The following is a 24,981-nucleotide window of genomic DNA, read 5'->3' as shown; positions in this document are numbered from 1 at the left end:
GACGAGAAGAGGACCGCCGGAATGACGGGAACCCTGCCCGAGCCGTACGGCTCCTCCGGCAGCAGCGCCAACCTGGCGGACATCCTGGAACGGGTGCTCGACAAGGGCGTCGTGATCGCCGGAGACATCAAGATCAACCTGCTCGACATCGAGCTGCTCACCATCAAACTGCGGCTCATCGTGGCCTCGGTCGACAAGGCCAAGGAGATGGGAATCGACTGGTGGGAGCACGACCCGGCGCTGTCCTCGGGCAGCCGCAGCCGGGAACTCGCCGCGGAGAACCAGGAGCTCCGCGACCGGATCGCCGCCCTCGAACAGCGGGATCCGGAGCGGCGGAAGCCCGAACTGCCGGACGGCTCCGAGCAACGGAAGAAGCCGGACCGGCGGGAGGAGAGGTCATGACCGCGCTGCTGAGCTACGTCTATGCGGTGACCCGCTCCGCGGACTGCCGGCTGCCCGAGGACCTGCGCGGCATCGGCGGGGCGCCGGTGGCCGTGGTCGCGGAGGACGGGCTCGCGGCCGCGGTGACCGCGGTGCCCGCCGCCGACTTCGAGGAGGCGCCGCTGCGCGCGCACCTGGAGGACCTCGACTGGCTGGAACGGACCGCCCGCGCGCATCAGCACGTGGTGGACGCGGTCGCCGCGACCGGCTGCGCCCTGCCGTTGCGGCTGGCCACGGTCTACCGCGACGAGCAGGGCGTACGGCAGATGCTCGCCTTGGGCCGGGAGCGGTTCGGGCCGGCGTTCGCCCTGCTGGAAGGCCGGGACGAGTGGGGCGTGAAGATCTACACGGAGAGCGGCCCGTCCGCCCCCGCGGACGCTTCCGCCGCCCCGGCCGCCGGCCGTGCGCGCCCCGCCTCGGGGCGCGACTACCTGCGGCAACGGCAGCAGCAGCGCAAGACGCAGGAGAGCACCCGGCAGCAGGCCGACGACCGCGCACGGGAGGCCCATGAGGCGCTCACCGGACTCGCCGAACGCTCCCGGCTGCACCGCCCGCAGGACTCCCGGCTCTCCGGGGCGAGCGGGCAGAACGTGCTCAACGGCGCCTATCTCGTGGACCGGGAGGAGGCGGTGGCGTTCCGTTCGCTGGTGAGCGAACTGGCCGACCGGGCCGCCGGGCTGCGGATCGAGCTGACCGGGCCCTGGGCGCCGTACTCGTTCACCTCGGCCGACTCCGACGCGTACGCCGGCACCGGCGCGGGCCCGACGAACGGCACCGTGGGCGGGCGGGCCTCCGGGGCGGAGGGGACGGCCCGATGACCATCGAACCGTCCCCGTCCCCGTCGCCGCCCCCGTTCCCGGAGCCGATGGCGGAGCGGCAGATCGCGCTGGTGGACCTGCTGGACCGGCTGCTCGCGGGCGGAGTCGTCCTCGCCGGCGACCTGACGCTGCGGATCGCCGACGTCGATCTGGTCCGGATCGATCTGCACGCGCTCATCAGCTCGGTGAACGAGAACGTGCCGTCGCCGTGGGACACCGGAGAGGGGTGACGGCGGCGTGGAACGTCCGCACAACCGGCTGGAACTGGACCGGGACACCGTCGAGCGCGATCTGATGCGCCTGGTGCTGACCCTGATCGAGCTGCTGCGCCAGCTCATGGAACGTCAGGCGCTGCGCCGGGTCGACCAGGGGGACCTGACGGAGGACCAGGAGGAGCGGATCGGGCTGACCCTGATGCTGCTCGCCGAGAAGATGGAGGAGCTGCGGGACCAGTTCGGGCTGGAACCGGAGGACCTCAACATCGACCTCGGCCCCTTGGGCCCGCTGCTCCCCCGCGACTGACCGGTGCGGGCCGGGAACCGGTGCACCGGCCCGTACCGAGGCCCCGGGTGCCGGGCGGAGGCCCGGGCCTGCGCGGTGGCTCCCGCCCGGTGGACCGGCGTTCCGCTGCGGCGTGCTGCCGGGCGAACCCGGCGAAGGGGGCATAACGTTCCCGTGGAGCAGCGGCCGGACGGCTCGCGCCACGACGGGTGAAGGGACGTTGATGAGCAGCCGGACCGAGGAGGCGAGCGTCGGCCCCGCACCGGTGCGGACACCCGGGCAGATCGCCGTCGACTGGCTGACCACCACCGACCACAAGAAGATCGGCCACCTCTACCTGATCACGTCGTTCGCCTTCTTCCTGGCGGGCGGCGTGCTGGCGCTGCTGATGCGCGCCGAGCTGGCCCGTCCGGGCCTGCAGATCGTCTCCAGCGAGCAGTTCAACCAGGCGTTCACCCTGCACGGCACGATCATGCTGCTGCTCTTCGCCACCCCGACGTTCGCCGGTTTCGCCAACGAGATCATGCCGCTGCAGATCGGCTCCCCCGATGTGGCCTTCCCCCGGCTGAACATGCTGTCGTACTGGCTGTTCCTGTTCGGCGGACTGATGGTGCTGGGCAGCCTGCTGACGCCGGACGGCGCCGCCGACTTCGGCTGGACGGCCTATGCCCCGCTGAACGGCTCCGCCCGGTCGCCCGGCATCGGAGCCGACCTCTGGATCATGGGACTGGCGCTGGCCGGGTTCGGCACGATCCTGGGGTCGGTCAACTTCATCACCACCATCATCTGCATGCGCGCCCCCGGCCTGACGATGTTCCGGATGCCGATCTTCACCTGGAACACCCTCTTCACCTCGATCCTGGTGCTGATGGCCTTCCCGGTGCTGGCGGCCGCGCTGCTCTGCCTGGAGGCGGACCGCCGCTTCGGGGCGGTGATCTTCCAGCCGGAGAACGGCGGCGCGCTGCTGTGGCAGCACCTCTTCTGGTTCTTCGGCCACCCGGAGGTCTACATCATCGCGCTGCCCTTCTTCGGCATCATCACCGAGATCCTCCCGGTGTTCTCCCGCAAGCCGATCTTCGGGTACGTGACGCTCGTGGCCGCCACCATGGCGATCACCGGTCTGTCGGTGGTGGTGTGGGCGCATCACATGTTCGCGACGGGCGCGGTGCTGCTGCCCTTCTTCTCGCTGCTGTCCTTCCTCATCGCGGTCCCGACCGGCGTCAAGTTCTTCAACTGGTCCGGCACGATGATCCGCGGCTCGCTGTCGTTCGAGACGCCGATGCTGTGGGCGGTCGGCTTCCTGGTGACCTTCCTGTTCGGCGGGCTCACCGGCGTCCTCCTGGCCTCCCCGCCGCTGGACTTCCACGTCACCGACAGCTACTTCGTGGTGGCGCACTTCCACTACACGGTCTTCGGCACGGTGGCCTTCGCGACGTTCGCCGGCTTCTACTTCTGGTGGCCGAAGTTCACCGGCCGGATGCTCGACGAACGGCTCGGGAAGATGCACTTCTGGACGCTGTTCATCGGCTTCCAGACGACCTTCCTGGTGCAGCACTGGCTGGGCGCCGAGGGGATGCCGCGGCGCTACTCCGACTACCTGGCCGCCGACGGCTTCACGGCCCTCAACACCGTCTCGACGATCGGGGCGTTCCTGCTCGGCCTGTCCACCCTGCCGTTCCTCCTCAACGTCTGGCAGACCTCACGCGAGGGCCGGAAGGTGACGGTCGACGATCCATGGGGTTACGGCAGGTCACTGGAGTGGGCGACCGCCTGTCCGCCGCCGCGCCACAACTTCGTGACCCTGCCGCGGATCCGCTCGGAGTCGCCCGCGTTCGATCTGCACCACCCCGAGGTGGCCGAACTGGAGGAGTCCCCGCCGGGCCGGGAGCGCGCGGTGGCCGAGTGGGAGGATTGAGACCGGCGGGCCACGGAACACGGACCGGCCCCGGTGGGGTCCGGGGCCACTGCTCCGAGCACAGTGGGTCTCCGTCTCCGTCTCCGTCTCCGGCTCCGGCTACGGCTACGGTCCCGGTCCCGGAATCGGCCTGAGCCGGCCCGGGGCAGCGGTGCGTGCCGCCCCGGACGGCGGATCACGCGGCGGCGGAGCCGTCCACGGGGCCGATCCGTACGGACAGGTTGTTGTCCGCCGTGTAGTACGGGCCCACTTCGGCCGGGCCGTGCGGGGCGGGCACCGGCTGCGCCGGGTAGGTGAAGATGTGCTTCTTGTCCGGCACGTCGTCGAGGATCCGGGCGATCCGCACCGGCTCGGCGTCAGCGGTGGGGCGCAGCCACAGGTCCCAGCGGTCGGCGCCGCCCTCCCAGACCTCCGACAGCTCCTTGTAGGGGAGGGTGAAGGCGAGGTGCCGGTCGCAGCCCCCGCCGCGGACGGCGCTCTCCGCGCACGCGTCCGCCGTCCGCACCAGGGAGGGGTCCCGGCGGCAGCGGGCCTCGGCCGTGGCGTCCCGGCCCGCGGTCACGCCGTACAGCCGCACCTGGACGGTCAACGCCCCGTCCGCGAGCAGGATCTCCCCGGCCTCGGCGTGCGGGGTCCGGTGCCAGCTGCGGACGGAGAGGTTGCCGTGCTTGGTCGCGTACGGGACGCGGACGGCCACCGAGGGCCGGTCCGGGTCGGGGCGCCGGTCGACGAGGGAGCGCAGGTCCAGGATGCCGGGAGCCAGCCGCGCCGGTTCGCCGCCGCCGAGGGCCACGGACGCGTCCCAGCGCCCCTCGGGCAGCGGAACGGTGCTGGGCAGCACGGCCCGCAGCCGGCGCTCGTTGGCGTGGACCAGGGGCAGCCGCACCTCGTCGGCGGCGCCGTCGCCGCCGCGTCGCCGCAGGACCAGCGCGGCGTCCCAGCCGTCCGGGGCCGGCGGGCCCGGGGGCGCGGCGATGTCGAAGGTGAGACCGCCCGCGGAGTCCGCGATGCAGTCGGCGTCGGGGGTACCCGTGCCGAGGGTCACGGGAAGGACGGTCACGGCGATGGGCTCCTTCTCGGTGCGGGGCTGGGTCTCTGCCGACCGGTCGGCAGCGGTGGGGGCGGGCGGTCCGGAGGCGGCGGTCATGCGGGGCTGCCTCTCCGCAGGGCGCCCCGGCTCGCGTCCCGGACGGCGTACGCGCCGCCGAGCAGCGCACCCTGGGTGCGGTGCAGGGAGCCGCGCAGCCGGGTCCGGGCGCTGCCGCGGCCGCACTTGGCGACCAGGTCGGTGAAGAGCGACTCGTAGCGGCCGGCGACCCGGGAGGGGTCGAAGCGCGCCGAGCCGCGCAGGGCGGCGTGGCCCATACGCTGCCGCTGCTCGTCGTCGTTGATGAGCTCGAGCAGCGCCGCGGCGACGGCGTCGGCGTTCCGCGGCGGCACCAGCAGCCCGTCGACCCCGTTGTCGATGATCTCGCCCGGCCCGTGCGGGCAGTCGGTGGAGACCACCGGCAGCCCGCAGCGCATCGCCTCCACGATGGTCATCCCGAAGGATTCGAGGCTGGAGGTGACCGCAGCGATCGACCCCTTGGCCCACTCGGGCTCGATGGGGTTGGCCGGGCCCATGAGGAACACGTGGTTGTAGAGGCCGAGCCGGTCGATCAGGGCGCGCAGCTTGTCCTTCTCGGCCCCGCCGCCGTAGATCCGCAGCCGCCAGTCGGGGCGTTCGGCGGCCACGGTGGCGAAGGCGCGGATGAGCAGGTCGTAGCGCTTGACCTTGGCGAGGCGCCCGGCGGCGACGACCCATTTGTGGGTGCCGTCGGCCGGTTCGACGGCCGGGGCGGGCACGCTGTTGGGCACCGCCTCGATCCGTACCCCGGGCAGCCGCATCCGCCCGCGGTAGGCGGTGGCGTCGGCCTCGGTGACGGTGGTGACGGCGTCGAGCCGCGGGTACAGGCCGCGCAACTCCTTGCGCAGGGCCTCCGAGTGGCTGTCGAGCGTCAGGTGCTCCTGGCCGACGCGGACCGGGCCGCGGCGGGCCTGCCGGGCGATGTGCACATTGATGCCGGGCCGGGTGCCGACGAGCACATCGGCGTCGACCGTCCGCAGATGGCGGGCGATGCGCTGGTCGGTGAGCTCGCTGTACTGCTGGTAGCGGCCTTCCGCCTGCGGGAAGACCCTCGCCGGTCGCCGGTGCTCGGGGCGGCCGCCCTCGTAGCCGTCCGTGTCCTTGCGGATGTCGACGAGATGGCTGAGCCGTACCTTCGCCCCCGGGTCGAACACCGGCTCGTCGCGGTGCCGGAAGACCGAGACGATCTCCACGTCGTGCTGTTCCGAGAGCGTCTGTGCCAGGTTGAACGTTGTACGGATGGTTCCGCCGATGCCGTACGCATTATGAATCAGGAATGAGATGTGCATCCGTCCCCGTATCCCACGCTTCCCTGCGGACAGCCCGTCTCGTCCGCCTACCGATTGGTAAGACCGCCCTTTCCGGCTACGGGTTGGTCTCTATCACCGTCTCGTTCCAGAAGTGATGCGATATCGGTAGCGAAGGTCGGGAACCTATTCGATTCCCCCCACATCAGGGCTTGTACGGAAGCTGTGGAACGGTGAAGCAGTTGTCGGTCATTTCACCACCCTGAGTGGTCCAGCCACCGGCGCCACCCCGGGCGTCATCACTCCAACGAGCGACGGACAGACAGGCCCGCCGGGTCTTCGGGGGCTCGGGCGACGGCGTGAACGACACCGGCAGCAGCAGCCCGCGTGCCGTGTACGGCGCGTCGCGCGTCATGAAGCGCTCGACGCAGGCGCGGGTGAGCCGGTCCCCGCAGGACCGGGCGGCGTCGGTGAACCACATGGCGGCGGCCCATCCCTCCAGTTGCCATTGCGACAGGGTGTCCCCGCCGGGTTGTCCGCGCATTCCGTCACGAAACGCGTGAACAGCCGATTGGCCGGTGTCGTCGTAGTTGCGGCTGGATCCTGTCGCCCAGAGGGCGTTGCGGCAGGCCGGCGCGTCCCGGTAGTCCTCCGGCACGGCGTCGGACCAGTTCTGCACGTTGGTCACCTTGGCGGTGACCTCGACGCCGGCCCGGTCCATCGCCTGGCAGAGCCGGGAGTTGCCGTGGGTGTCCATGGCGTCGAAGACCAGATCGGCACCGGCGGCGCGCAGGTCGGCCGCGACCGCCTGGAAGTTGGGGAGTGCGAAGTCGACCTCCTCGGGGACCACCCGGTAGCCCTCGGCCTTCAGCCCGCGCATGACGAGGCGGGCGTACGCGGCCGACGCCGCCTGGTTGTAGAACACGACGGCGGCGGTGCGGGCGCCCTGTTCCCGCTTGAAGTAGCGGTAGACCTCGGTGCCGCCGTAGAGGGTGCCGCCCCACCCCGGCTCGCCGCCCTTGCGGGGCGCCTGGCTGCCGTAGATGCCGTAGAGGTGCGGGTAGGTGTCGTAGGCGGCGCCGATGGGCTGGCCGCCGATGTCGGGGACGCCGGCGCGGCTGACCCGGGGGGCGCCGGCGTAGTCCAGCGCGGTGGTGGCCACCAGGGCGAAGACCTTGTCCTCGTCGATCAGCCGGTGCACACATTCGTTGTTTCCGACGCCGCTGCCGCCGTCGTCGCAGGTGACGACCCGGACGGGACGGCCGTCGAGCCCCCCGTGCGCGTTGAGCGAGCGGAAGTAGGCCCGCGCGCCGTCCCGGGGGCCGGTGAAGGCGGCGCCGCCGACCGGGCTGGTGGCGCTGGTGATGATGCCGACCTTGACCGGCGCCCGGCCGGCGGGCTCCCGGGAGCGCGACTCCCCCGGCGTCCCGCGATCGTGGAAGTCGCTCTCCGGCAGCCGGCTGCCGCAGGCCGCCGTGAAGGCCAGCAGCACCGCCAGCAGACCCGCCGGCAGCACCGTGAGAAGCACCGCCCACCGGCTCCGGTCAGCAGCCGGGCGCCTTGACGTCATTGCCGCTCATCGACACCAGGGCGCAGAGCGTCTTCACCGAGACCTTCCACACCTGCCCCTGCTCGACGGAGCTGCCGGAGGCGTTCGGCAGCGCGGTCCGACCCTGCAGGGTGAGGCTGTAGGTGACGTCCGCCGCGGTGGGCGAGGTGAAGGTGACCTTCGTGACCTGTGCCGCGACCTGCCGGCCGCGCTGATCGCCGCTGAACGCCTGGAGCAGCGGCCGCAGGTCCTCGCCGTTCTGGAGCAGCTTCGCCTTCTCGTCGACCGAGGTGGCCGGGTCGAAGAACTTCTCCCAGTTCTGCCTGATCTGCTTCTCGGCTCCCTGGGGATCGCTCGGCCCGGTGGTCCTCGGAGCCGAACTCGTCGTCGGGGAGGGCTCGCCGTCACCTCCGCCGCCGTTCCCGCAGCCGACCGCCACGCCGCCCAGGAAGAGCACCCCTGCCGCCGTCCACGCCGCTGCCCGCGCATGTCCGTCGAGGACCATCCGGCTCACCACCAGGTGTCGTCGACCCCTGTCTGTCCGATGCTTTCAGAGTGTGACCCAACCGGTCATAGTGCAACACATCGGGCAATTCGCACCGCCGGTGCGCTGAGCTCCGGGTCCGGACCCGGTCATCGGGCGCCGGGCCGCGAGCCCTGGGCTCGGGCGCTGGGACCGGGTCCGGGTTCGGGCTCCGGGCTCCGGGCTCCGGGGCTGGGACCGGGCGCTGGGCCGGGGCGTCGCCCGGCGCCTCGTGCTCGTGCTCGTGCTCGTGCTCGTGCTCGTGCTCGTGCCGGAGCTGATGCCCGAGCGATGTTCAGCCACCGGGGACCTCAAGGGGGCCGGATGCGGACCTCACGACAGCGGGGCCGGGCGAGGACCGTGCTGCACTGGGCCGGCTGGCCGGTGCTGGCCGGCGGGGCGGTGCTGTGCGCGGTGGGCTGGTACGGGGTGTCCGGGGAGCGGTTCGCCGAGCGGCAGATTCCGTATCTGGCCTCGTGCACGGTGCCCGGCGCGGCGCTGATCGTGGCGGGCGCGGTCCTGCTGGCCCGGGGCGAACAGGGCCTCGCGGCGGAGCGGGTGGAGGAGCTGTACCGGCTGCTCGTCGCGTCGGAGGACGCCGGGAGTGCGGACGCGGCGGGTGAGGACACCGGGAGCGGGAACGGGCCCACGGCCGGCGGCCGGGTGAGCGGACCGGCGGCAGGGCACGGCCGTCCGCCCGGACGCGGTCCGGGCGGGCCACCGGCTCCGGGGCGCGGGCCCGCCGCGCGCTCACCGGCCGCGCAGCCGTCGGCGTCCGTACGGGAGACATCCGGTGCCGGGGCGGTGGAGCTGGTGGCGGTACCGGGCGGCACCCTGCTGCACCGGCCGGACTGTCCCCTGGTCGCCGGCAAACCGCAGACGGTCCCCATGACCGCCGGCGCGGCGGGGCAGGGCACCGGGATGGCTCCCTGTCCGGTGTGCGAACCGGAGCTCGCCGTCCGGGAGCCGGGTTCTCCAGGAACGGCACGAGAGTCCGGAGCCGCCCCGGAAACGGGACCGGAACCGGAATCAGAACCGGAATCGAAAGAGGAATCGGAGAGGGAACCGGGAACGGATCCGGGACCGGCCCCCGGTGAGCCCCGCCGTGACACCGGCTCCGGTCCCCCGCCCCGCCCGCCGGGCGAGGCCTGACCGTGGGGTCGCTCAGCTACGAGCTCACCCTCGCCGGGATCGCCGTCGGCAGCGCCGCCGCCCTGACCGGTATCGGGCTCATCGTCACCTACCGGGCCACCGGGGTGCTCAACCTCGCGCAGGGCGCGGTCGCCATGGTCACCGCGTACGCGATGCGGCAGTTCGCCGTCGGGTGGCACTGGCCGCTCGCCGTGGCCGCCGCCGTGAGCCTGCTGGTCGTCGCGCCCGTGCTGGGGCTGCTGACCGACCTCGCCGTCTTCCGTCCGCTCGCCCGCTCCCGCGACCTCGGCACCGCCGGCCCCGCCCCGACGCTCGTCGCCTCACTCGGGGTCTTCGTGCTGCTGGTCGGCGGCGCCACCCTGCTGTGGGGCACCGGCGCCCGGGCGGACGCCCCGGACCTGCTGCCCGCCGACCCGTGGGTGCAGCTCGGCACCGCGGTCCTGCTGGCCGCGGCGGTCGGCGCGGTGACCCGCTGGACCCGGTTCGGCAGGGAGCTGCGGGCCGTCGTCGACAACCGGCGGCTCGCGGTCCTCGGCGGAGTCGACGCGGACCGGGTGGCCTCCGCGGGCTGGGCCTTCGGCGCGTTCACCGCGGGGCTGACCGGGGTGCTGCTCGCCCCGTACGTCCGGCTCGACCCGTACGGGCTGCCGCTCCTGGTCATGGAGGTGATGGCGGTGGCCGTCGCCGCGGGGATGCGGAGCCTGCCGGTGGCCGTGGGGGTGGCGCTCGCCATCGGGGTGGCGCAGAGCCAGTTGACCCAGGTGCACCCGGAGGGCTGGACGGCGCCGTTGCTCCAGGCGGTGGGGGCCAATCTGTTCGTCGTCGCGCTGCTGATCGCGGCGCTCGCGGTGCCCGGGATCGGCGGGGCCGTGGGGCAGGGCGGTCCGGAGGACGCCGGAGGCGGCGGGCCGTTCCGCCGGGCTCCGGTGGCCCGGCTCGCGGGGCGGCACGCCACCACCGCCTGGCTGGTCTGCGGGGTGCTCCTGCTGCTGCCGCTGGGCTTCGCGGGCCGGGACCTGCAGACGGCACTGCAGGTGCCGGGGCTGGCCGTCGTGCTGCTGTCGCTGGTCGTCGTCACCGGGACGGGCGGGCAGATCTCCCTCGGGCAGGCCGCCTACGCCGGTCTGGGCGCGCTGTTCACCGCGCTGCTCGCCGCGGGGCGCTTCCCCGGGCTGCCGCTGCTGCCCGAACTGCCCGCCCTGGCGGTGGCCGTCCTGCTGGTGGCCCCGCTGGGACTGCTCACCGGGTGGCCCGCCATCCGCCGGCGCGGGCTGGCCCTCGCCCTGGTCACCCTCGCCATCGGCGTGGCGGTCAGCCGCTTCGTCTTCGCGCAGCCGTACGCGACGGCCGGACTGAGCCCGGGCAGACCGGCCGGCTTCAGCAGCGACCGCGCGTACTACCTGCTGGAACTGGTGCTGCTCGGCGGGTCCCTGGCCGCCGTCGCGGCGCTGCGCCGGGGCCGGGCGGGGCGGGCGCTGGCCGCGATGCGCGACCACGAGCCCGGGGCGGCGGCCGCCGGCGTCCCGGTTCCCGAGCTGAAGCTGGCGGCGTTCGTCGCCGGTGCGGCGCTGGCCGCCCTCGGCGGCGGGATGCTGGGCATGGGAGCGGAGGCGTTCGACCCGGCCGCGTACGACCCGGTGCGCAGCCTGCTCTGGTTCGCGGCCGTGGTGGTGCTCGGCGCGGACAGTCTGCTGGGCGCGATGGCCGCGGCGGTGCTCCTGGTGGGGCTCGACGCCGGCGCGCGGGGCGGGGTCGCGGCCGCGGCCGTCGGGCTGCTCGCGGTCCTGCTGATCCGCTTCCCGGACGGGCTGCCGGGCGCGGTCCGCTCCACCGCCGCGCGGCTGGTCCACGGCCGGGGCCCGGCGGTCCTGACCCCGCTGGGCGAACGCGTCGCGGCGCGGCTGCGGGCAGCCGCCCCGGTGCCGGCGACGCCGGCAGCGGGGGCCGGCGCCGGCCGCCCGCGGCCCCGCGGTACCCGCCCGTGGTCCGACGGCTCACTCCTCCCCCACCGGCCCGGACCGGAGGAACCCGCTCCGCGGCCCGGCGCGCCCGCCGGTCCGCCGCCCGGGGCCACCTCTCCCCCCGGCGCCGGACCGGGCACCACCCCGCGGCGGTCCCGGAGCGTCGCCCCCTCGGGCCCGCCGCCCCGCCCGGGGCGGCTCACGGCCCGCGGCATCCGCGTGACGTACGGCGGATTCACCGCGCTCGACGGCGTCGACCTCACCGTCGCCCCGGGCCGGGTGACAGCGCTCATCGGGCCCAACGGCGCCGGGAAGAGCACCCTGTTCCACTGCCTCTGCGGCACTCTGCGTCCCCGGTCGGGGGTGGTGCTGCTCGACGGGCGGGACATCACCCGGCGCCCCGGTCACACCCGCACCCGGCTCGGGGTCGCCCGGACGTTCCAGCAACTCGCCGTCTTCCCCGCCCTCACCGTCCTGGAGAACGTCCGGATCGGCGCGGAGCAGGGCCGGGTGCGCGACCCAGCGGCCGTCGAACCGGCGCTGCGGCTGCTCGGCCTGGACGGTCCGGTGCGCGACCGTCCGGCGGCCGGGCTGTCCACCGGCACCCTGCGCCGGGTCGAACTGGCCCGCGCCCTCGCCGGCGGCCCGCGCACCCTCCTCCTCGACGAGCCCGCGGCAGGTCTCGACACCGCCGAAGTCGCCGCGCTGGCCCGGGTGCTGCGGGCACTGGCCGCCGACGGGACGGCGCTGCTGATCGTCGAGCACGATCTCGACCTGGTGGAGGGTCTCGCCGACACGGTGTACGCCATGGCGGCCGGCCGCATCGTCGCCACCGGCCCGGCGGCCCGGGTCCTCGCGGAGGCCGCGCCGTGAACGGAGCAGCGCCCACGAACGGCGCCGCACTGTGACGGAGCAGCAACCACGAACGGCGCCGCATTGTGACGAAGCCGCACCATGAAGGGGGCCGCACCATGAAAGACGCCGCACCATGAACGGAACCGCGTCGCCTCCGGCCCCGGCACCCGCGCCCGGACGGCCACGCCCCGACGACGGGCGCACCAGGAGCGGAGCCGCGCCATGAGTGTCGACATCGCGCTGTACGGCGCGCGGGTGCGCTACGGCCCGCTGGAGGCCCTGCACGGTGTCGACCTGGCGGTTCCCGCGGCCCGGCTGACCGTGCTCCTCGGCCGCAACGGCGCCGGGCGCACCACGGTCCTGCGGGCCCTCGCCGGTACCGTCGCGCTCGCCGCGGGCCGGGTGGAGTGGCGCGGCGCCGACGTCACCCGGCTGTCGGCGCACGAACGCGCCCGGCGCGGCCTGCTGCTGGTGCCCGACCGGCGCGCCGTGTTCGGCTCCCTCACCGTGGCGGAGAATCTGGCGCTCGTCCTGCCGCCGGGCGCGGACCCGGGCCGCGCCCGGGAGACGTATCCGGCGCTGGCGCCGCTCCTCGGTCGCCGGGCGGGCACGCTGTCCGGCGGGGAGCAGCGGATGCTCGCCGTCGCCCGCGCGCTGCACTCCCCGGCCCGGCTGCTGCTCCTGGACGAGCCCACCCAGGGCATGTCCCCCGCGTCCGCGGCCCGGACCTGCGCGCTCCTCGGGGAGGCGACGGCCGCCGGGCGGACCGTCGTGGTGGCCGAGCAGTCCCTCCCGCCCGCGCTGCGCGCCGTGACCGGGGTGGTGTACGAACTGCGCCGCGGCGCGGTGGTCTTCGCGGGTGAGCCCGCGGAGTGGCCGGAAGCGCGGAGCGCCACCGGCTGACGGGTGCCCTCAGGGGGTGCACCATGCCCGCCCGGGTCGCGCGGTCCGGCGCCTTGCGATGTCCGGCGCCGGACCACACGACCTCATCGGGCGCTCACCGTGCAAGGCCCCTAACCGAGCCCGGCCCGCCGGGAACAGCCCGGCCAGGCGCTCCAGCCCCGGGCCCGCACCACGGACTCGGCGACCTTGATCTGCTCGGACCGGGTGGCGAGGTCGGCGCGCGGGGCGTACGCGCGGCCGCCGTGCGCCTCCCAGGTCTGCTGGCCGAACTGGAGCCCGCCGTAGTAGCCGTTACCGGTGTTGGCGTCCCAGCGTCCGCTGCTCTCGCACTGCGCCAGCCGGTCCCAGGCCGCCGCGGGCGGACCGGTGCGGCTGCGGGGCGGGGCGGACTCGGCCCAGGCGGCCTGCGGCAGCGGCCCCAGAAGCGCGGCGAGCGTGAGGACCATCGGTGTGACACCACGGATGTGCGACATGCCACACGCTACGCACGCCCGGACGCCGGGCCCGTGGAACCGCGCCGGGCCGGCGGTGCGGGAGCGACCCGGTCGGACCATCGGCGGCGGGGCGTTCCCCAGGTCCTGTCGTCAAGCTCCCGTCGTCCGCCCGGAAGGCGGACTCCGTGGCGTCGGGTGGGCCGGATCCGCGCGGATTCGGCGTCCCCGCGTGCGTGACCCGGGCGGCAGATCGCCCGTTGTCCTCTTATGAGCCGGGAGCTCCTCCCGGCGACCACCACCGAACATCGAGGAGCCCCCCGTGCCGCGCATGCTCGACGTCAGCGATGACGTACGTGCCGAGATCGGTGACGAAGAAGCCGATCGGCTGATCGCGGGCGAGAACGCCCCGGGCAGCTACGACTGCACCTCCTGCCGGACTCCCGGCGACACCGAGCAGGAGCGCACCAGCACGGTGCTGTTCGTCGGTGACGAGACGGCGGTGCTCGCCTTCGCCCACGCCGGCTGCATTCCCTCGCAGGTCGTCCCGGTCTCGGAGGACCAGTTGCAGGGCGCGGTGCGCAGCATCACCGGCGAGGGGGAGCCCGCCGACCACCACCCGTACGGGTACCCGGCGCACGCCGCGCCGTCCCATGCCGCCCAGGCCCCCGCGGCCCATGCGTACCCCGCGCCGTCCCACGAGGCGCCCGCCCATGCCGCTCCGGCCCACGCCGCACCGGCCCCGGCTCCGGCGTACGCCGTCCCGGAGGACCTGCAGGCGGCCCCGCGCCAGGCGGTGATCGGGGTGACCAGCGGGCTGATCCTGATCGACGACAGCCTGTACCCGGCGCTGGTGGTGGAGCCGACCACGCCGATCGCCCGCCCCGGCAGCGACGGCCCCGGCGACGACTTCCTGCCGCTCCTCATCGAGCAGGGCTTCATGCCGGTCACGGACGTCGAGCAGCTCCCCGAGGTGCTGCCCGGCTGGTCCGTGCTGTTCGCGATGGGGCAGCTGCACGCGATCCTGCAGCCGTCGGCCACCGGCGGACGGCCGACGGCGTGGTGGCAGGCCCACCAGCCGCTGACCGTGACCGACGGCTGGCGGACGGCGGTCAACCGGCTGTCGCGGGTCCTGCTCTTCGCCGCGCCGGTGGGCTCCATCGGCCAGCAGCCGCGCGAGGACCTGATGCGCGACGCCCTGGACCGGGCCGCCGCGGGCGGCGCGCTCGTCTCCGCGGTCATGCCGCTGGCGGGCACATGACCCGGCCCCCCTCGGGCGGTCCGGGGAGTGACGCGGAGTCCGCTCCGCAGGCCGCCGTCCGGCGGACCGGCTGGGGCACCGGCGCGCACCCGGTGCCGCGAACAGGCGGTTTCGCCGCTGCCCCGCATCCGTCCGGGCCCGAGGTCGTTGGCAGCTACGTGCACTCATACGACCCCGCCCCACGACCCCCGTACCAGCACCACATCCCCGGTATGCGCCCGCCGCACGAGACGCCGGCGCAGCAGTCGCCGACGCCGATCTACGACGCGCTGTACGCGGAGTACCGCCGGCAGTTCCGCGCACTGCCCGGTGACCGCACGGGCGAGGAGGACCTGGGGTTCGCACCGTTCAACACCGGGGGCCGGCGCCCGCCCCAGCACCGTGCGCCGGAACACCGTGCGCCGGAGCAGCGCGGTTCGTGGGACCGGGTCCGGACCTGGGATCCGCAGCGGCAGAACCGCCCGGGGTTCCCCCCGGCGCTGCCGCCGGGACAGCGCGACAACCGGAGGCACGGGCTGTAGCGGGCCCGGCCCCGGCCGTCGGGCATCACGGCCCGGACCGCTCCCCGCGCGGTGCCGGCCGTCCCGACGGCACGGGGTGCGGCCGGCACGCCCGGGGCGTGCGCTCCGCGGCCTACTTCTTCCGGCCGCGCTTCTCGCGGACCCGCACCGAGATGTGGATCGGGGTGCCCTCGAAGCCGAACTCCTCGCGCAGCCGCCGCTCGATGAAGCGCCGGTAGCCGTGCTCCAGGAAGCCGGAGGCGAAGAGGACGAACCGGGGCGGCTTGGTCCCGGCCTGAGTGCCGAAGAGGATGCGGGGCTGCTTGCCGCCGCGGATCGGGTGCGGGTGGGAGGCGACGATCTCGCCGAGGAAGGCGTTGAGCCGGCCGGTGGGGATCCGGGTCTCCCAGCCGGCCAGTGCGGTCTCGATCGCCGGGACGAGCTTCTCCATGTGCCGCCCGGTGCGCGCCGAGACGTTGACCCGCGGCGCCCACTGGATCTGGACGAACTCGGTCTCGATCTCGCGCTCGAGGTAGTAGCGGCGCTCCTCGTCGAGGGTGTCCCACTTGTTGTACGCGATGACCAGCGCACGGCCCGCCTCGACGGCCATGGTGATGATCCGCTGGTCCTGGACGCTGATGGTCTCGCTCGCGTCGATGAGGACGACCGCGACCTCGGCCTTCTCGACCGCGGCGGCGGTGCGCAGCGAGGCGTAGTAGTCGGCGCCCTCCTGGAGGTGGACACGGCGGCGGATACCGGCGGTGTCCACGAACTTCCAGGTCACGCCGCCGAGTTCGATCAGCTCGTCGACCGGGTCGCGGGTGGTGCCGGCCAGCTCGTCGACGACCACGCGGTCCTCCCGCGCGACCTTGTTGAGCAGCGAGGACTTGCCGACGTTGGGGCGGCCGATGAGGGCGATCCGGCGGGGGCCACCGAGGCCCGCGCCGAAGGTCTGGGCGGGCGCCTCGGGGAGCGCGTCGAGGGCGGCGTCGAGCATGTCGCCGGTGCCGCGGCCGTGCAGCGCGGAGACCGGGTAGGGCTCGCCGAGTCCGAGCGACCAGAGCATCGCGGCGTCGGCCTCGGCGTTGGGGCCGTCGACCTTGTTGGCGCAGAGCACCACGGGCTTGCCCGCCCGGCGCAGCAGCTTGACGACGGCCTCGTCGGTGTCGGTGGCGCCGACCGTGGAGTCCACCACGAAGACCACCGCGTCGGCGGCCTCGATGGCGAACTCGGCCTGGGCGGCGACGGACGCGTCGATGCCGAGCACGTCCTGCTCCCAGCCGCCGGTGTCGACGACCTTGAAGCGGCGGCCCGCCCACTCGGCCTCGTAGGTGACCCGGTCGCGGGTGACGCCGGGGCGGTCCTCGACGACCGCCTCACGGCGGCCGATGATCCGGTTCACCAGGGTCGACTTGCCGACATTGGGGCGGCCGACGACGGCCAGGACGGGCAGCGGGCCGTGGCCCGCGGCGGCGAGCTCGCTCTCGACCTCGTCCGGGTCGAAGCCCTCCTGCGCGGCGAGCTCCATGAACTCCGCGTACTCGGCGTCGCCAAGCTCACCGTGCTCGTCGCCGGCGGGGGTCTGGTCGTTCATGAAGTCTGTTTCCTCGTCCATCGTCCGGGCGGACCGGTTCGGTCCGCCCACAAGTCTCGTCTAACGCCCGGTGGAAAGCCTGGCGTTTTTCAGGTGGGCGGTCAGCCGCTCCTGAATGCGCACGGTCGCCTCGTCGAGGGCCTTGCGCGTCCGCCTGCCGGTGCCGTCCCCGGCCTGGAACGCGTCGCCGAAGACCACGTCCACCCGGCTGCGCAGCGGCGGCAGCCCCGGTATGAGCCGGCCGCGCCGGTCGGTGCTGCCGAGCACGGCCACCGGCACGATGGGTGCGCCGGAGCGCACCGCGAAGTAGGCGAGCCCGGCGCGCAGCGACGCGAAGTCGCCCTCGCCCCGGGTGCCCTCCGGGAAGATGCCCAGCACCCCGCCCCGCTCCAGCACACCCAGCGCGTGGGTGATGGCGGTGCGGTCGGCGGTGGTCCGGTCCACCTCGATCTGCCCGATGCCGCGCAGGAACGGATCGAGCGGGCCGGTGAACGCCTCCTTCTTGATCAGGAAGTGCACCGGCCGCGGGGCGGTGCCCATCAGCATCGGGCCGTCGATGTTGTGGGCGTGGTTGACCGCGAGGATCACGGGGCCCGTGGCGGGGACCCGCCAGGCGCCGAAAACCCGCGGCTTCCACAGCCCGTACATCAGGCCGATGCCGATGCGGCGGCCGACCGCCGCGCCCCCGGCGCCGGGGGCTCCCGCCCCGGCGGACGGGGAAACGGTGTCCTTGCGGGTCACGCGGTCCGCTTCTCCTCGATGAGCGTCACGACGCACTCGATGACCTGCTCGAGCGTGAGCTCGGTGGTGTCAACCTCGACCGCGTCGCCGGCCTTGGCCAGCGGCGAGGTCTTCCGGCCGGAGTCGGCCGCGTCCCGCTTGACCAGGGCGTCACGGGTGCTCGCCAGGTCCGTGGCCTCCTTGCCCTTGAGCTCGCCGCTGCGGCGCGCGGCACGGGCCTCGGGCGAGGCGGTGAGGAAGATCTTGAGGTCGGCGTCGGGGAGGACGGTGGTACCGATGTCCCGGCCCTCGACGACGATGCCCCGCTCCGCGGCGGCCGCGGTGCTGCGCTGCAGCTCGGTGAGGCGGGCGCGGACCTCGGGCACGGCGCTGACGGCGCTGACCGCCCCGGTGACCTCCTGGGTGCGGATCGGGCCGGCGGCGTCCGCGCCGTCCACCGCGATGGTGGGGGCGGCCGGGTCGGTGCCGGAGACGATCACGGGCTTCTCGGACGCGGTCGCGACGGCGGCGGCGTCGTGGATGTCGACGCCGTTGCTCAGCATCCACCAGGTGATCGCCCGGTACTGGGCGCCGGTGTCGAGGTAGCTCAGGCCGAGCTTGGCCGCGACGGCCTTCGACGTGCTCGACTTGCCCGTGCCGGAGGGGCCGTCGATGGCGACAATCACTGTTGCCGGTGCGGTCCGGGCGGCGGTTTCCACGGTGACGAACACCTTCCTCGTGCACGGGGCTGGATCAGCTGGGAAGCACCTGCCGGCGGTCGCCGGAGGCAGGTGGCCTTCGGACAAGGTTACTGGCTGGCGGCAGCGGCCCGTACCCGGCGTGGTACCGGCGGCCGGGAGCCCGCCGGGCGCGTCCGCGGGCGCCGGGCCCGCTCACGGCGGGCCCGGCGGCGGAGCCTACTGCCGGAGCGACCACCCCTGCTCGCGGAGGGCGGCGGCGAGCGCCGGCACCGCGGAGGGCTCGACCATCAGCTGGATCAGACCGGCCTGCTGGCCGGTGGCGTGCTCGATCCGGACGTCCTCGATGTTGACCCCGGCCCGGCCGGCGTCGGCGAAGATCCGGGCCAGCTCGCCCGGCTGGTCGCCGATGAGCACCGTGACGACCTCGTACACGGCCGGGGCGGCGCCGTGCTTGCCCGGCACCCGCTCGCGGCCGGCGTTGCCGCGGCGCAGCACGTCCTCGATGCCGGCGGCGCCGTCGCGCCGCTTGCTCTCGTCGGCCGCCTGGAGGGCCCGCAGCGCCTGCACCGTCTCGTCCAGGTCCGCGGCGACCGCGGCGAGCACGTCGGCGACCGGGCCGGGGTTGGCGGACAGGATGTCGATCCACATCGCCGGGTCGGAGGCCGCGATCCGGGTCACGTCCCGGATGCCCTGGCCGCACAGCCGCACCGCGGTCTCGTCGGCGCCCTGGAGGCGGGCGGCGACCAGGCTGGAGAGCAGCTGCGGGGTGTGGGAGACGAGGGCGACGGCGCGGTCGTGCGCGTCGGCGTCCATGACCACGGGAACGGCCCGGCAGAGGGCGACCAGTTCCAGGGCGAGATTGAGCACCTCGGTGTCGGTGTCCCGGGTGGGGGTGAGCACCCAGGGCCGGCCCTCGAAGAGGTCGGCGGTGGCGGCGAGCGGCCCGGAGCGCTCCCGGCCGGCCATGGGATGGGTGCCCAGGTACTGGCGCAGGTCGACACCGAGGGACTCCAGCTCGCGGCGCGGCCCGCCCTTGACACTGGCGACGTCCAGATAGCCCCGGGCGACCCCGCGGCGCTGCGCGTCGGCGATGGTCGCGGCGATGTGCGCCGGGGGCACGGCGACGATCGCCAGGTCGACGGGGCCGTCGGGCTCCGTGTCGGTGCCGGCGCCGAGGGCGGCGGCGGTACGGGCCTGGGACGGGTCGTGGTCCACCAGGTGGACGTGGACGCCCCGGCCGGACAGGGCCAGGGCGGCGGAGGTGCCGATCAGGCCGGTGCCGATGACGACGGCGGTTCTCACTGGGCGATGTCCTTGCGGAGGGCGGCTGCGGCGCCGAGGTAGACGTGGGAGATCTGCGCTTTGGCGAGGCCGGTCTCGACGTGCGCCAGGAGGCGGACGACCCGGGGCATGGCGCCCTCGACGTCCAGCTCCCGGGCGCAGATCAGCGGCACGTCGACGATACCGATCCCGCGGGCTGCGGCGGCCGGGAAGTCGCTGTGCAGGTCGGGGGTGGCGGTGAACCAGATGCTGATCAGGTCCTCGGAGGTCAGGCCGTTGCGCCCCAGGACGGCTGTGAGGAGCTCACCGACCTGCTCGTGCATGTGGGCGGACTCGTCCCGCTCCAGCTGGACCGCCCCCCGGACCGCTCGTACCGCCACGTCCCCTGCTCCTCCGCGCTCGCGCCTGCCGGTTGCTCGGATGACCAAGCCTAGCCAGCCGGGCCGGGTGCCGCGGCGGTGACCGCCCCGCGAGACGCCGGGCCGGTCTCCTGCTCCGGGGCGCGGCCCGATGGACATTCCGGGCAGGCGAGAGCGGGAGACGGCATCCGGTCGGGTAGAACGTTGCGCATGATCTTCCATGTGGTGCCGCTGGACGACTGGCTCGCCGTGCCGGACCGCCCGTACGCCCCTCCGACGCTCGGCGATGAGGGGTTCATCCACTGCTCCCCCGACGAGGCCACCTCGCTCGCCGTCGCGGACGCCTTCTTCCGTGAGGCCGTCGGCCCGCTGATGGTGCTGCTGATCGACGAGCAGCTGCTGGACGCCCCGGTCCGCTGGGAGCCCGCCACCTTCCCGCCGCCGCCCGGCAGCGGGCCGGGCGTGCTCTTCCCGCATGTGTACGGCCACATCAACCGGACCGCGGTGGCCGGGATGCTGGAGGTCCGGCGGGACGCGGAGGGCCGGGCGACCGGCCTCGCCCTCTGGTCATGACCATGCCCTGACCCAGATGATCACGCCCTGCCACAATCGGGGGATGCCGCACTCTCCCCCGGCCCCGGAGGCCCTGGTCCGCGACCACACCGTCTACTCCTGTGTGATGGGGTCGCGCGCCTTCGGGCTCGCCACCGAGGGGAGCGACACCGACCGGCGCGGGGTGTTCGTCGCGCCGACGCCCCTGTTCTGGGGGTTCGAGAAGCCTCCGGAGCACGTGGACGGCCCGGCCGAGGAGCAGTTCTCCTGGGAGCTGGAGCGGTTCTGCACGCTGGCCCTGCGGGCGAACCCGGGGATCCTGGAGTGTCTGCACTCGCCCCTGGTCGAGCACATCGACGCCACCGGGCGCGAGCTCGTCGCCCTGCGCGGGGCCTTTCTGTCGGCCCAGGTCCACCGGACGTTCGTCCGCTACGCCGTCGGCCAGCGCCGGAAGCTGGAGGCGGACCTCCGGCGGCACGGGACGCCCCGCTGGAAGCACGCCATGCATCTGCTGCGGCTGCTGGCGAGCTGCCGCGATCTGCTCACCACGGGGGAGCTGGTCCTGGACGTCGGCGACGAACGGGAGCGGCTGCTGGCGGTCAAGCGGGGCGAGGTGCCGTGGGCGGAGGTCGAGCGGCGGATGCGGCGGCTGAGCGAGGAGGCCGACGCCGCGGCGGTACGGACCCCGCTGCCGCCCGAGCCCGACCGGGGCCGGGTGGAGGACTTCCTGATCCGGGTGCGCCGCGCTTCGGCCGCCGCCGCCCTTCCGGCGGTCCCCGCCCCGGCCCCTCCGCCCGCTCCGGCCGCCCCGTCCGCAGCGGTCACCGGCGCCGCCGCGGCTCCCGTTCCGGCCCCCTCAGCCCTGGTCGATTCAGCCCTGGTCGAGTCAGCCCCGGTCGAGCCGGGCGCGCACCACCAGGTCGTGGACGGCCGGGTGGACGGTGGGCGCGTCGGCTAGCCGGGAGGCGGCCTGCGCCTCGTCCAGCACGGCGTGGAGCGCCTCGACGTCCGCCTCGGCGCCGCGGGCCGCGTCACCGGCGGCGCCGTGCTCGGCCTCCGCCTTCGCCGCGATGAGCTCACCGAGCCGGGCGGGCGCCTCCGGCACCCGGTCCGCGAGTGTCGGCAGATGGGCCACGACCTCCCCGCTGCGCATCAGATGGATGCCGGTGAGCAGCGCCCGGAAGGTGTAGAGCAGCGGCTTGAGCTCGCCGGTCTTCCCGAAGAGCCGCCACTGCGTGGCCGCGAACCCCCGGTAGTGGTGGGCGTGATGGCGGGTCACGGCCCCGGGCGCGAGGGCGGCGAGTTCGGTGTGCACCGGGGAGGTGCGCACCACCAGCGGCGACAACAGCTGCTCCAGCACATAGCCGTTGCGGCGCAGCATCAGCCGGGCGAACTTCCGCAGGTCGTGGGTGACCAGATCCAGCTCGGTGCCGTCCCGCACGGCCATCCGCGACCGGGTCTCCTCGGCCTCCTCCAGCCCGATCAGGTCACGGACCGGCAGGAGGTGCGCGCCGCGCAGGTCGATGTCGGAGTCCCGGGAGGGGAAGCCGTAGAGATGGGCGCCCGAGACCGTCGCGAAGACCAGGTGGTGGCCCTGCTCGGCGAGGAGCGGGCCGAGCACCGCGGTGGGGACTCCGGCCGCCGCAAGCCGGGCGGTGCCGTCCGGCGGCGGGCCCGCCGGGCCGCCGGGCACCGCTCCGCCGGGCATGGTCACGCCTCCCAGGCCGCGCCGAGGGCCAGCAGGTCACCGCGGTACTCGATGCGCTCGGCCCACTCCCGGGGCCAGGCGTCCGCCCCCAGGTGCGCCCCGGCGAAGGCGCCCGCCAGGCAGGCGATCGAGTCGGAGTCACCCGCGGTGCAGGCGGCCCGGCGCAGCGCGGTGAGCGGCTCGTCGGGGAAGAGCAGGAAGCACAGCAGGCCGGTGGCGAGGGCCTCCTCGGCGATCCAGCCCGCTCCGGTGGCGTCGCAGGGGTCGGCCTCGGGGTCGGGGTGCCGCAGCGCCTCGTCCAGCCGGTCGAGGACGGCGAGGCACTCGTCCCAGCCCCGAGAGATGAAAGCCACGGCCGACGGCGCCTGGGCGTGCTGCCAGAGGTCGCCGAGCCAGCGCTCGTGGTAGGCGGCCCGGTTGTCCCGGGCGTATGCGCGCAGCGCGGCCGGCAGCCGGGCGGGCGCGGTGCCCTCGGCGAGGAGCCGTACCGCGTGCGCGGTGAGGTCGCTCGCGGCGAGCGCGGTGGGGTGGCCATGAGTGAGGGCGGCCTGCAACTGGGCGGCGCCGGCGCGCTGTTCGTCGCTCAGCCCCGGGGCCAGGCCGACCGGGGCCACCCGCATGTTCGCGCCGCAGCCCTTGGATCCGGTCCGGCTGGCCCGCTGCCACGGCAGGGCACGGTCCTCGAGCAGGGCGCAGGCGCTCAGACAGGTGTTGCCCGGGGCTCGGTTGTTGTCGGGCGAGCGGTTCCAGCGGATGAACTCCTCGCGCACCGGCGGTTCGAGGGTGCCGGGGGCCAGGGGCCCGTGCTCCATGGCGGTGCGTATGCCCCGGCCGAGGGCGATCGTCATCTGGGTGTCGTCGGTGACGACGGCGGGCGTCGGCAGCCGCATCTCCAGCCAGGGGCCGCACTTGGCGAGGATCGAGGGGACGTTGCTGAATTCGGTCGGGAAGCCCAGGGCGTCCCCGAGGGCCAGGCCGATCAGGGAGCCGGTGGCGGTGAGTGGCACGAGTGGGAGTCCTTCCGGTGGCATCGGAAAGACGAGCGTAGTGAGTTGATCACCGGCGCTGCCTCCCGGTTCCCGGAAATCCGGGGTGACCGGCGGCTCCAACGGCCGGTTTCCGGAAAGCCGGGGCGTCCGGCAGCTCCCGCGGCCGGTTTCCGGAAGGCCGCCCGCGATGCCCGGCCGACGCCGAACGCCCGCCCCTGCTCCAGGGGCGGGCGTTCCGGCCGGGCATCGCGGCGGTCGGGACCCTCTAGAGGTCGACCTCGCGCATCAGCATGCCGACCTCGGTGTTGGTCAGCCGGCGCAGCCAGCCGGACTTCTGGTCGCCCAGCGGGATCGGGCCGAAGTTGGTGCGGACGAGCCGGTCCACCGGGAAGCCGGCCTCGGCGAGCATCCGGCGGACGATGTGCTTGCGGCCCTCGTGCAGCGTGACCTCGACGAGGTAGTTCTTCCCGGTGTTCTCCACGACCCGGAAGTGGTCGGCGCGGGCGTAGCCGTCCTCGAGCTCGATGCCGTTCTTCAGCTGCTTGCCGAGGTCGCGCGGCAGGGGGCCCTGGATCGCGGCGAGATAGGTCTTCTTCACGCCGTACCGGGGGTGGGTGAGGCGGTGGGACAGCTCACCGTGGTTGGTGAGCAGGATGATGCCCTCGGTCTCGGTGTCGAGACGCCCCACGTGGAAGAGCCGGGTCTCCCGGTTGGTGACGTAGTCCCCGAGGCACTGGCGGCCGTCCGGGTCCTCCATGGTGGAGACGACGCCGGCCGGCTTGTTGAGCGCGAAGAACAGGTACGACTGGGTGGCCACGGTCAGCCCGTCGACCTTGACCTCGTCCTTCTCCGGGTCGACCCGGAGGCCCTGCTCGGTGACGATCTTCCCGTTGACCTCGACGCGGTGCTGCTCGATCAGCTCCTCGCAGGCGCGGCGCGATCCCATGCCGGCGCGGGCGAGGACCTTCTGCAGCCGCTCGCCCTCCTGCTCGCCGAAGGTCTTGGGCAGCTTGAGCTGCGGCTTGCTGTGACGGGCCCGGTTGCGCTCCTCGATCTGGGCGTCGAGCTCCCGCGGGCGGGCCGGTACGGGCTTGCGGCCGCGGTTGCCGGTCGGCTTGTTGCTCGGCTTGGACCGCGGGACGCCGCCGGGCTTGTTCGCACCGGACTGGCCGGTGTTGCCGACGTCGTAGCGGCGCTCCTCCGGCCGGGGGGTGCCGGTGCGCTTCTTGTCACCGCGCTTGCCGCCGCCCGCACCGCGAGGGTTCCGGTTGCCGCTGTTCCTGTCGCTGCTTCGCATCAAGTTTCCGTTGTCGAGTGAGTACTGTCTGCATCGTCCGGTGCATCCGGGTCGAACGACGGAACCCCCTCGAGGGAGTCCGCCTCGACGGCGTCCACCTCCGGAAGGAACGGGGCGAGCTCGGGCAACTCGTCCAGGCCGCGCAGACCCATCCGCTCCATGAAGTAGTTCGTCGTCCTGTACAGGATCGCACCTGTTTCGGGTTCCGTCCCCGCCTCCTCCACCAGACCTCGCTGGAGCAGGGTGCGCATCACGCCGTCGCAGTTCACTCCCCGCACCGCGGAGACCCGGGACCGGCTGACCGGTTGACGGTACGCGACCACGGCCAGGGTCTCCAACGCGGCCTGGGTCAGCCGGGCCTGCTGGCCGTCGAGGACGAAGCTCTCGACGGCCGCCGCGTACTCGGGCCGGGTGTAGAACCGCCAGCCTCCCGCGACCAGCCGCAGGTCGAAGCCCCGGCCCTGGGTCGCGTAGTCGTCGGACAGCTCGCGCAGCGCGTCGGCGACGGCCCGGCGCGGCCGCTCCAGGACCTTGGCCAGGTGCTCCTCGGTCGCGGGCTCGTCGACGACCATGAGGACGGCCTCCAGCGCGGGCTTG

At 74.1% G+C, this 24,981-nt stretch carries 24 protein-coding genes and 2 pseudogenes; 12 read left to right on the top strand and 14 right to left on the bottom strand.

Annotated features, from left to right (window positions below):
- Positions 1-21 precede the first annotated feature (21 nt).
- The 5 genes from AC3EQ1_RS15950 (at position 22) to ctaD (ending at position 3,675) form a co-directional block, all read left to right on the top strand.
- Positions 22-402, top strand: coding sequence for a gas vesicle protein (locus AC3EQ1_RS15950; protein WP_432094964.1), 381 nt, complete (start codon positions 22-24; stop codon positions 400-402).
- On the top strand, positions 399-1,259 hold the full coding sequence (locus AC3EQ1_RS15945) for a GvpL/GvpF family gas vesicle protein (protein WP_432094963.1): 861 nt from the start codon (positions 399-401) through the stop codon (positions 1,257-1,259). Before AC3EQ1_RS15950 ends, AC3EQ1_RS15945 begins: the two co-directional genes overlap by 4 nt.
- A gap of 47 nt (positions 1,260-1,306) precedes the next feature.
- On the top strand, positions 1,307-1,489 hold the full coding sequence (locus AC3EQ1_RS15940) for a gas vesicle protein (protein ID WP_351507617.1): 183 nt from the start codon (positions 1,307-1,309) through the stop codon (positions 1,487-1,489).
- Between the two features lie 7 nt (positions 1,490-1,496).
- On the top strand, positions 1,497-1,781 hold the full coding sequence (locus AC3EQ1_RS15935; protein WP_351507438.1) for a gas vesicle protein K: 285 nt from the start codon (positions 1,497-1,499) through the stop codon (positions 1,779-1,781).
- Between the two features lie 202 nt (positions 1,782-1,983).
- Positions 1,984-3,675 carry an aa3-type cytochrome oxidase subunit I gene (gene ctaD, locus AC3EQ1_RS15930; protein WP_432094962.1) on the top strand — a complete coding sequence of 564 codons (1,692 nt, stop codon included), beginning with the start codon at positions 1,984-1,986 and terminating at the stop codon, positions 3,673-3,675.
- A gap of 175 nt (positions 3,676-3,850) precedes the next feature.
- On the opposite strand, the gene AC3EQ1_RS15925 is transcribed toward ctaD, so the two are convergent.
- The 4 genes from AC3EQ1_RS15925 to AC3EQ1_RS15910 all read right to left on the bottom strand — a co-directional run bounded on the left by AC3EQ1_RS15925 (position 3,851) and on the right by AC3EQ1_RS15910 (position 8,102).
- Complete coding sequence (locus AC3EQ1_RS15925) at positions 3,851-4,822, bottom strand: hypothetical protein (RefSeq protein WP_432094961.1); 972 nt, start codon at positions 4,820-4,822, stop codon at positions 3,851-3,853.
- On the bottom strand, positions 4,819-6,090 hold the full coding sequence (locus AC3EQ1_RS15920) for a glycosyltransferase family 4 protein (protein ID WP_432094960.1): 1,272 nt from the start codon (positions 6,088-6,090) through the stop codon (positions 4,819-4,821). The genes AC3EQ1_RS15925 and AC3EQ1_RS15920 overlap by 4 nt, the downstream gene beginning before the upstream one ends.
- A gap of 163 nt (positions 6,091-6,253) precedes the next feature.
- On the bottom strand, positions 6,254-7,576 hold the full coding sequence (locus AC3EQ1_RS15915) for an ABC transporter substrate-binding protein (RefSeq protein WP_432094959.1): 1,323 nt from the start codon (positions 7,574-7,576) through the stop codon (positions 6,254-6,256).
- A gap of 16 nt (positions 7,577-7,592) precedes the next feature.
- Complete coding sequence (locus tag AC3EQ1_RS15910; protein WP_432094958.1) at positions 7,593-8,102, bottom strand: MTB12 C-terminal domain-containing protein; 510 nt, start codon at positions 8,100-8,102, stop codon at positions 7,593-7,595.
- Positions 8,103-8,444: 342 nt separating this feature from the next.
- On the opposite strand from AC3EQ1_RS15910, the pseudogene AC3EQ1_RS15905 reads away from it, so the two are divergent.
- From AC3EQ1_RS15905 to AC3EQ1_RS15895, 3 genes and pseudogenes are all read left to right on the top strand, one after another.
- A pseudogene (locus tag AC3EQ1_RS15905) lies at positions 8,445-8,744 on the top strand (hypothetical protein); the annotation flags it as partial.
- A 530-nt stretch (positions 8,745-9,274) separates the two neighbouring features.
- Complete coding sequence (locus AC3EQ1_RS15900; RefSeq protein WP_432094957.1) at positions 9,275-12,106, top strand: branched-chain amino acid ABC transporter permease/ATP-binding protein; 2,832 nt, start codon at positions 9,275-9,277, stop codon at positions 12,104-12,106.
- A 204-nt stretch (positions 12,107-12,310) separates the two neighbouring features.
- Positions 12,311-12,991 carry an ABC transporter ATP-binding protein gene (locus AC3EQ1_RS15895; protein ID WP_432094956.1) on the top strand — a complete coding sequence of 227 codons (681 nt, stop codon included), beginning with the start codon at positions 12,311-12,313 and terminating at the stop codon, positions 12,989-12,991.
- Between the two features lie 110 nt (positions 12,992-13,101).
- Here AC3EQ1_RS15895 and AC3EQ1_RS15890 read toward each other — a convergent pair whose 3' ends face one another.
- Positions 13,102-13,464, bottom strand: a complete 363-nt coding sequence (locus tag AC3EQ1_RS15890; protein ID WP_432094955.1) for a transglycosylase family protein — start codon at positions 13,462-13,464, stop codon at positions 13,102-13,104.
- 280 nt (positions 13,465-13,744) lie between these two features.
- On the opposite strand from AC3EQ1_RS15890, the gene AC3EQ1_RS15885 reads away from it, so the two are divergent.
- A complete protein-coding gene (locus AC3EQ1_RS15885) occupies positions 13,745-14,683 on the top strand; it encodes a hypothetical protein (RefSeq protein WP_432094954.1) in 939 nt (312 codons plus the stop codon).
- Positions 14,684-14,895: 212 nt separating this feature from the next.
- Positions 14,896-15,204: a hypothetical protein gene (locus tag AC3EQ1_RS15880; protein WP_432094953.1), complete on the top strand. Its 309-nt coding sequence runs from the start codon at positions 14,896-14,898 to the stop codon at positions 15,202-15,204.
- Positions 15,205-15,316: 112 nt separating this feature from the next.
- Here AC3EQ1_RS15880 and der read toward each other — a convergent pair whose 3' ends face one another.
- The 5 genes from der to aroH all read right to left on the bottom strand — a co-directional run bounded on the left by der (position 15,317) and on the right by aroH (position 19,859).
- Entirely contained in the window at positions 15,317-16,777 is a 1,461-nt protein-coding gene (gene der, locus AC3EQ1_RS15875) for a ribosome biogenesis GTPase Der (RefSeq protein ID WP_432094952.1), read from the bottom strand.
- 60 nt (positions 16,778-16,837) lie between these two features.
- Positions 16,838-17,554, bottom strand: a complete 717-nt coding sequence (locus AC3EQ1_RS15870) for a lysophospholipid acyltransferase family protein (RefSeq protein ID WP_432094951.1) — start codon at positions 17,552-17,554, stop codon at positions 16,838-16,840.
- A complete protein-coding gene (gene cmk, locus AC3EQ1_RS15865) occupies positions 17,515-18,228 on the bottom strand; it encodes a (d)CMP kinase (RefSeq protein ID WP_432094950.1) in 714 nt (237 codons plus the stop codon). The genes AC3EQ1_RS15870 and cmk overlap by 40 nt, the downstream gene beginning before the upstream one ends.
- A 186-nt stretch (positions 18,229-18,414) precedes the next feature.
- Complete coding sequence (locus AC3EQ1_RS15860; protein ID WP_432094949.1) at positions 18,415-19,500, bottom strand: prephenate dehydrogenase; 1,086 nt, start codon at positions 19,498-19,500, stop codon at positions 18,415-18,417.
- Positions 19,497-19,859, bottom strand: a complete 363-nt coding sequence (aroH, locus tag AC3EQ1_RS15855) for a chorismate mutase (protein WP_432094948.1) — start codon at positions 19,857-19,859, stop codon at positions 19,497-19,499. The genes AC3EQ1_RS15860 and aroH overlap by 4 nt, the downstream gene beginning before the upstream one ends.
- Before the next feature lie 189 nt (positions 19,860-20,048).
- On the opposite strand from aroH, the gene AC3EQ1_RS15850 reads away from it, so the two are divergent.
- Both AC3EQ1_RS15850 and AC3EQ1_RS15845 read left to right on the top strand, forming a co-directional pair.
- Positions 20,049-20,411, top strand: coding sequence for a DUF952 domain-containing protein (locus tag AC3EQ1_RS15850; RefSeq protein ID WP_432094947.1), 363 nt, complete (start codon positions 20,049-20,051; stop codon positions 20,409-20,411).
- 43 nt (positions 20,412-20,454) lie between these two features.
- Positions 20,455-21,153: pseudogene (locus AC3EQ1_RS15845) on the top strand (nucleotidyltransferase domain-containing protein); the annotation flags it as partial.
- Positions 21,154-21,276: 123 nt separating this feature from the next.
- Here the strand turns inward: AC3EQ1_RS15845 and AC3EQ1_RS15840 are convergent.
- The 4 genes from AC3EQ1_RS15840 to scpB form a co-directional block, all read right to left on the bottom strand.
- On the bottom strand, positions 21,277-22,098 hold the full coding sequence (locus tag AC3EQ1_RS15840) for a nucleotidyltransferase domain-containing protein (protein WP_432094946.1): 822 nt from the start codon (positions 22,096-22,098) through the stop codon (positions 21,277-21,279).
- Between the two features lie 2 nt (positions 22,099-22,100).
- The gene (locus AC3EQ1_RS15835; protein WP_432094945.1) at positions 22,101-23,129 is read right to left on the bottom strand and encodes an ADP-ribosylglycohydrolase family protein; all 1,029 of its coding nucleotides are present in this window, start codon (positions 23,127-23,129) and stop codon (positions 22,101-22,103) included.
- Between the two features lie 223 nt (positions 23,130-23,352).
- A complete protein-coding gene (locus tag AC3EQ1_RS15830; RefSeq protein ID WP_432094944.1) occupies positions 23,353-24,384 on the bottom strand; it encodes a pseudouridine synthase in 1,032 nt (343 codons plus the stop codon).
- Positions 24,384-24,971 carry an SMC-Scp complex subunit ScpB gene (scpB, locus tag AC3EQ1_RS15825; RefSeq protein ID WP_432095008.1) on the bottom strand — a complete coding sequence of 196 codons (588 nt, stop codon included), beginning with the start codon at positions 24,969-24,971 and terminating at the stop codon, positions 24,384-24,386. Before scpB ends, AC3EQ1_RS15830 begins: the two co-directional genes overlap by 1 nt.
- Positions 24,972-24,981: the final 10 nt, after the last annotated feature.

The sequence above is a fragment of the Streptomyces sp. bgisy100 genome (assembly GCF_057709105.1).
Note: the sequence above shows the minus strand (reverse complement) of the source record. Positions and strands in the feature narration are given on the sequence as shown.

Coding starts and splice junctions, on each gene's coding strand:
- AC3EQ1_RS15950 (WP_432094964.1), top strand. CDS start 22: ATGACGGGAACCCTGCCCGAGCCGTACGGCTCCTCCGGCAGCAGCGCC.
- der (WP_432094952.1), bottom strand. CDS start 16,777: ATGAACGACCAGACCCCCGCCGGCGACGAGCACGGTGAGCTTGGCGAC.
- AC3EQ1_RS15940 (WP_351507617.1), top strand. CDS start 1,307: ATGGCGGAGCGGCAGATCGCGCTGGTGGACCTGCTGGACCGGCTGCTC.
- AC3EQ1_RS15910 (WP_432094958.1), bottom strand. CDS start 8,102: ATGGTCCTCGACGGACATGCGCGGGCAGCGGCGTGGACGGCGGCAGGG.
- AC3EQ1_RS15850 (WP_432094947.1), top strand. CDS start 20,049: ATGATCTTCCATGTGGTGCCGCTGGACGACTGGCTCGCCGTGCCGGAC.
- AC3EQ1_RS15895 (WP_432094956.1), top strand. CDS start 12,311: ATGAGTGTCGACATCGCGCTGTACGGCGCGCGGGTGCGCTACGGCCCG.
- AC3EQ1_RS15880 (WP_432094953.1), top strand. CDS start 14,896: ATGCGCCCGCCGCACGAGACGCCGGCGCAGCAGTCGCCGACGCCGATC.
- AC3EQ1_RS15830 (WP_432094944.1), bottom strand. CDS start 24,384: ATGCGAAGCAGCGACAGGAACAGCGGCAACCGGAACCCTCGCGGTGCG.
- AC3EQ1_RS15925 (WP_432094961.1), bottom strand. CDS start 4,822: ATGACCGCCGCCTCCGGACCGCCCGCCCCCACCGCTGCCGACCGGTCG.
- ctaD (WP_432094962.1), top strand. CDS start 1,984: ATGAGCAGCCGGACCGAGGAGGCGAGCGTCGGCCCCGCACCGGTGCGG.
- AC3EQ1_RS15840 (WP_432094946.1), bottom strand. CDS start 22,098: ATGCCCGGCGGAGCGGTGCCCGGCGGCCCGGCGGGCCCGCCGCCGGAC.
- AC3EQ1_RS15835 (WP_432094945.1), bottom strand. CDS start 23,129: ATGCCACCGGAAGGACTCCCACTCGTGCCACTCACCGCCACCGGCTCC.
- AC3EQ1_RS15945 (WP_432094963.1), top strand. CDS start 399: ATGACCGCGCTGCTGAGCTACGTCTATGCGGTGACCCGCTCCGCGGAC.
- AC3EQ1_RS15890 (WP_432094955.1), bottom strand. CDS start 13,464: ATGTCGCACATCCGTGGTGTCACACCGATGGTCCTCACGCTCGCCGCG.
- AC3EQ1_RS15920 (WP_432094960.1), bottom strand. CDS start 6,090: ATGCACATCTCATTCCTGATTCATAATGCGTACGGCATCGGCGGAACC.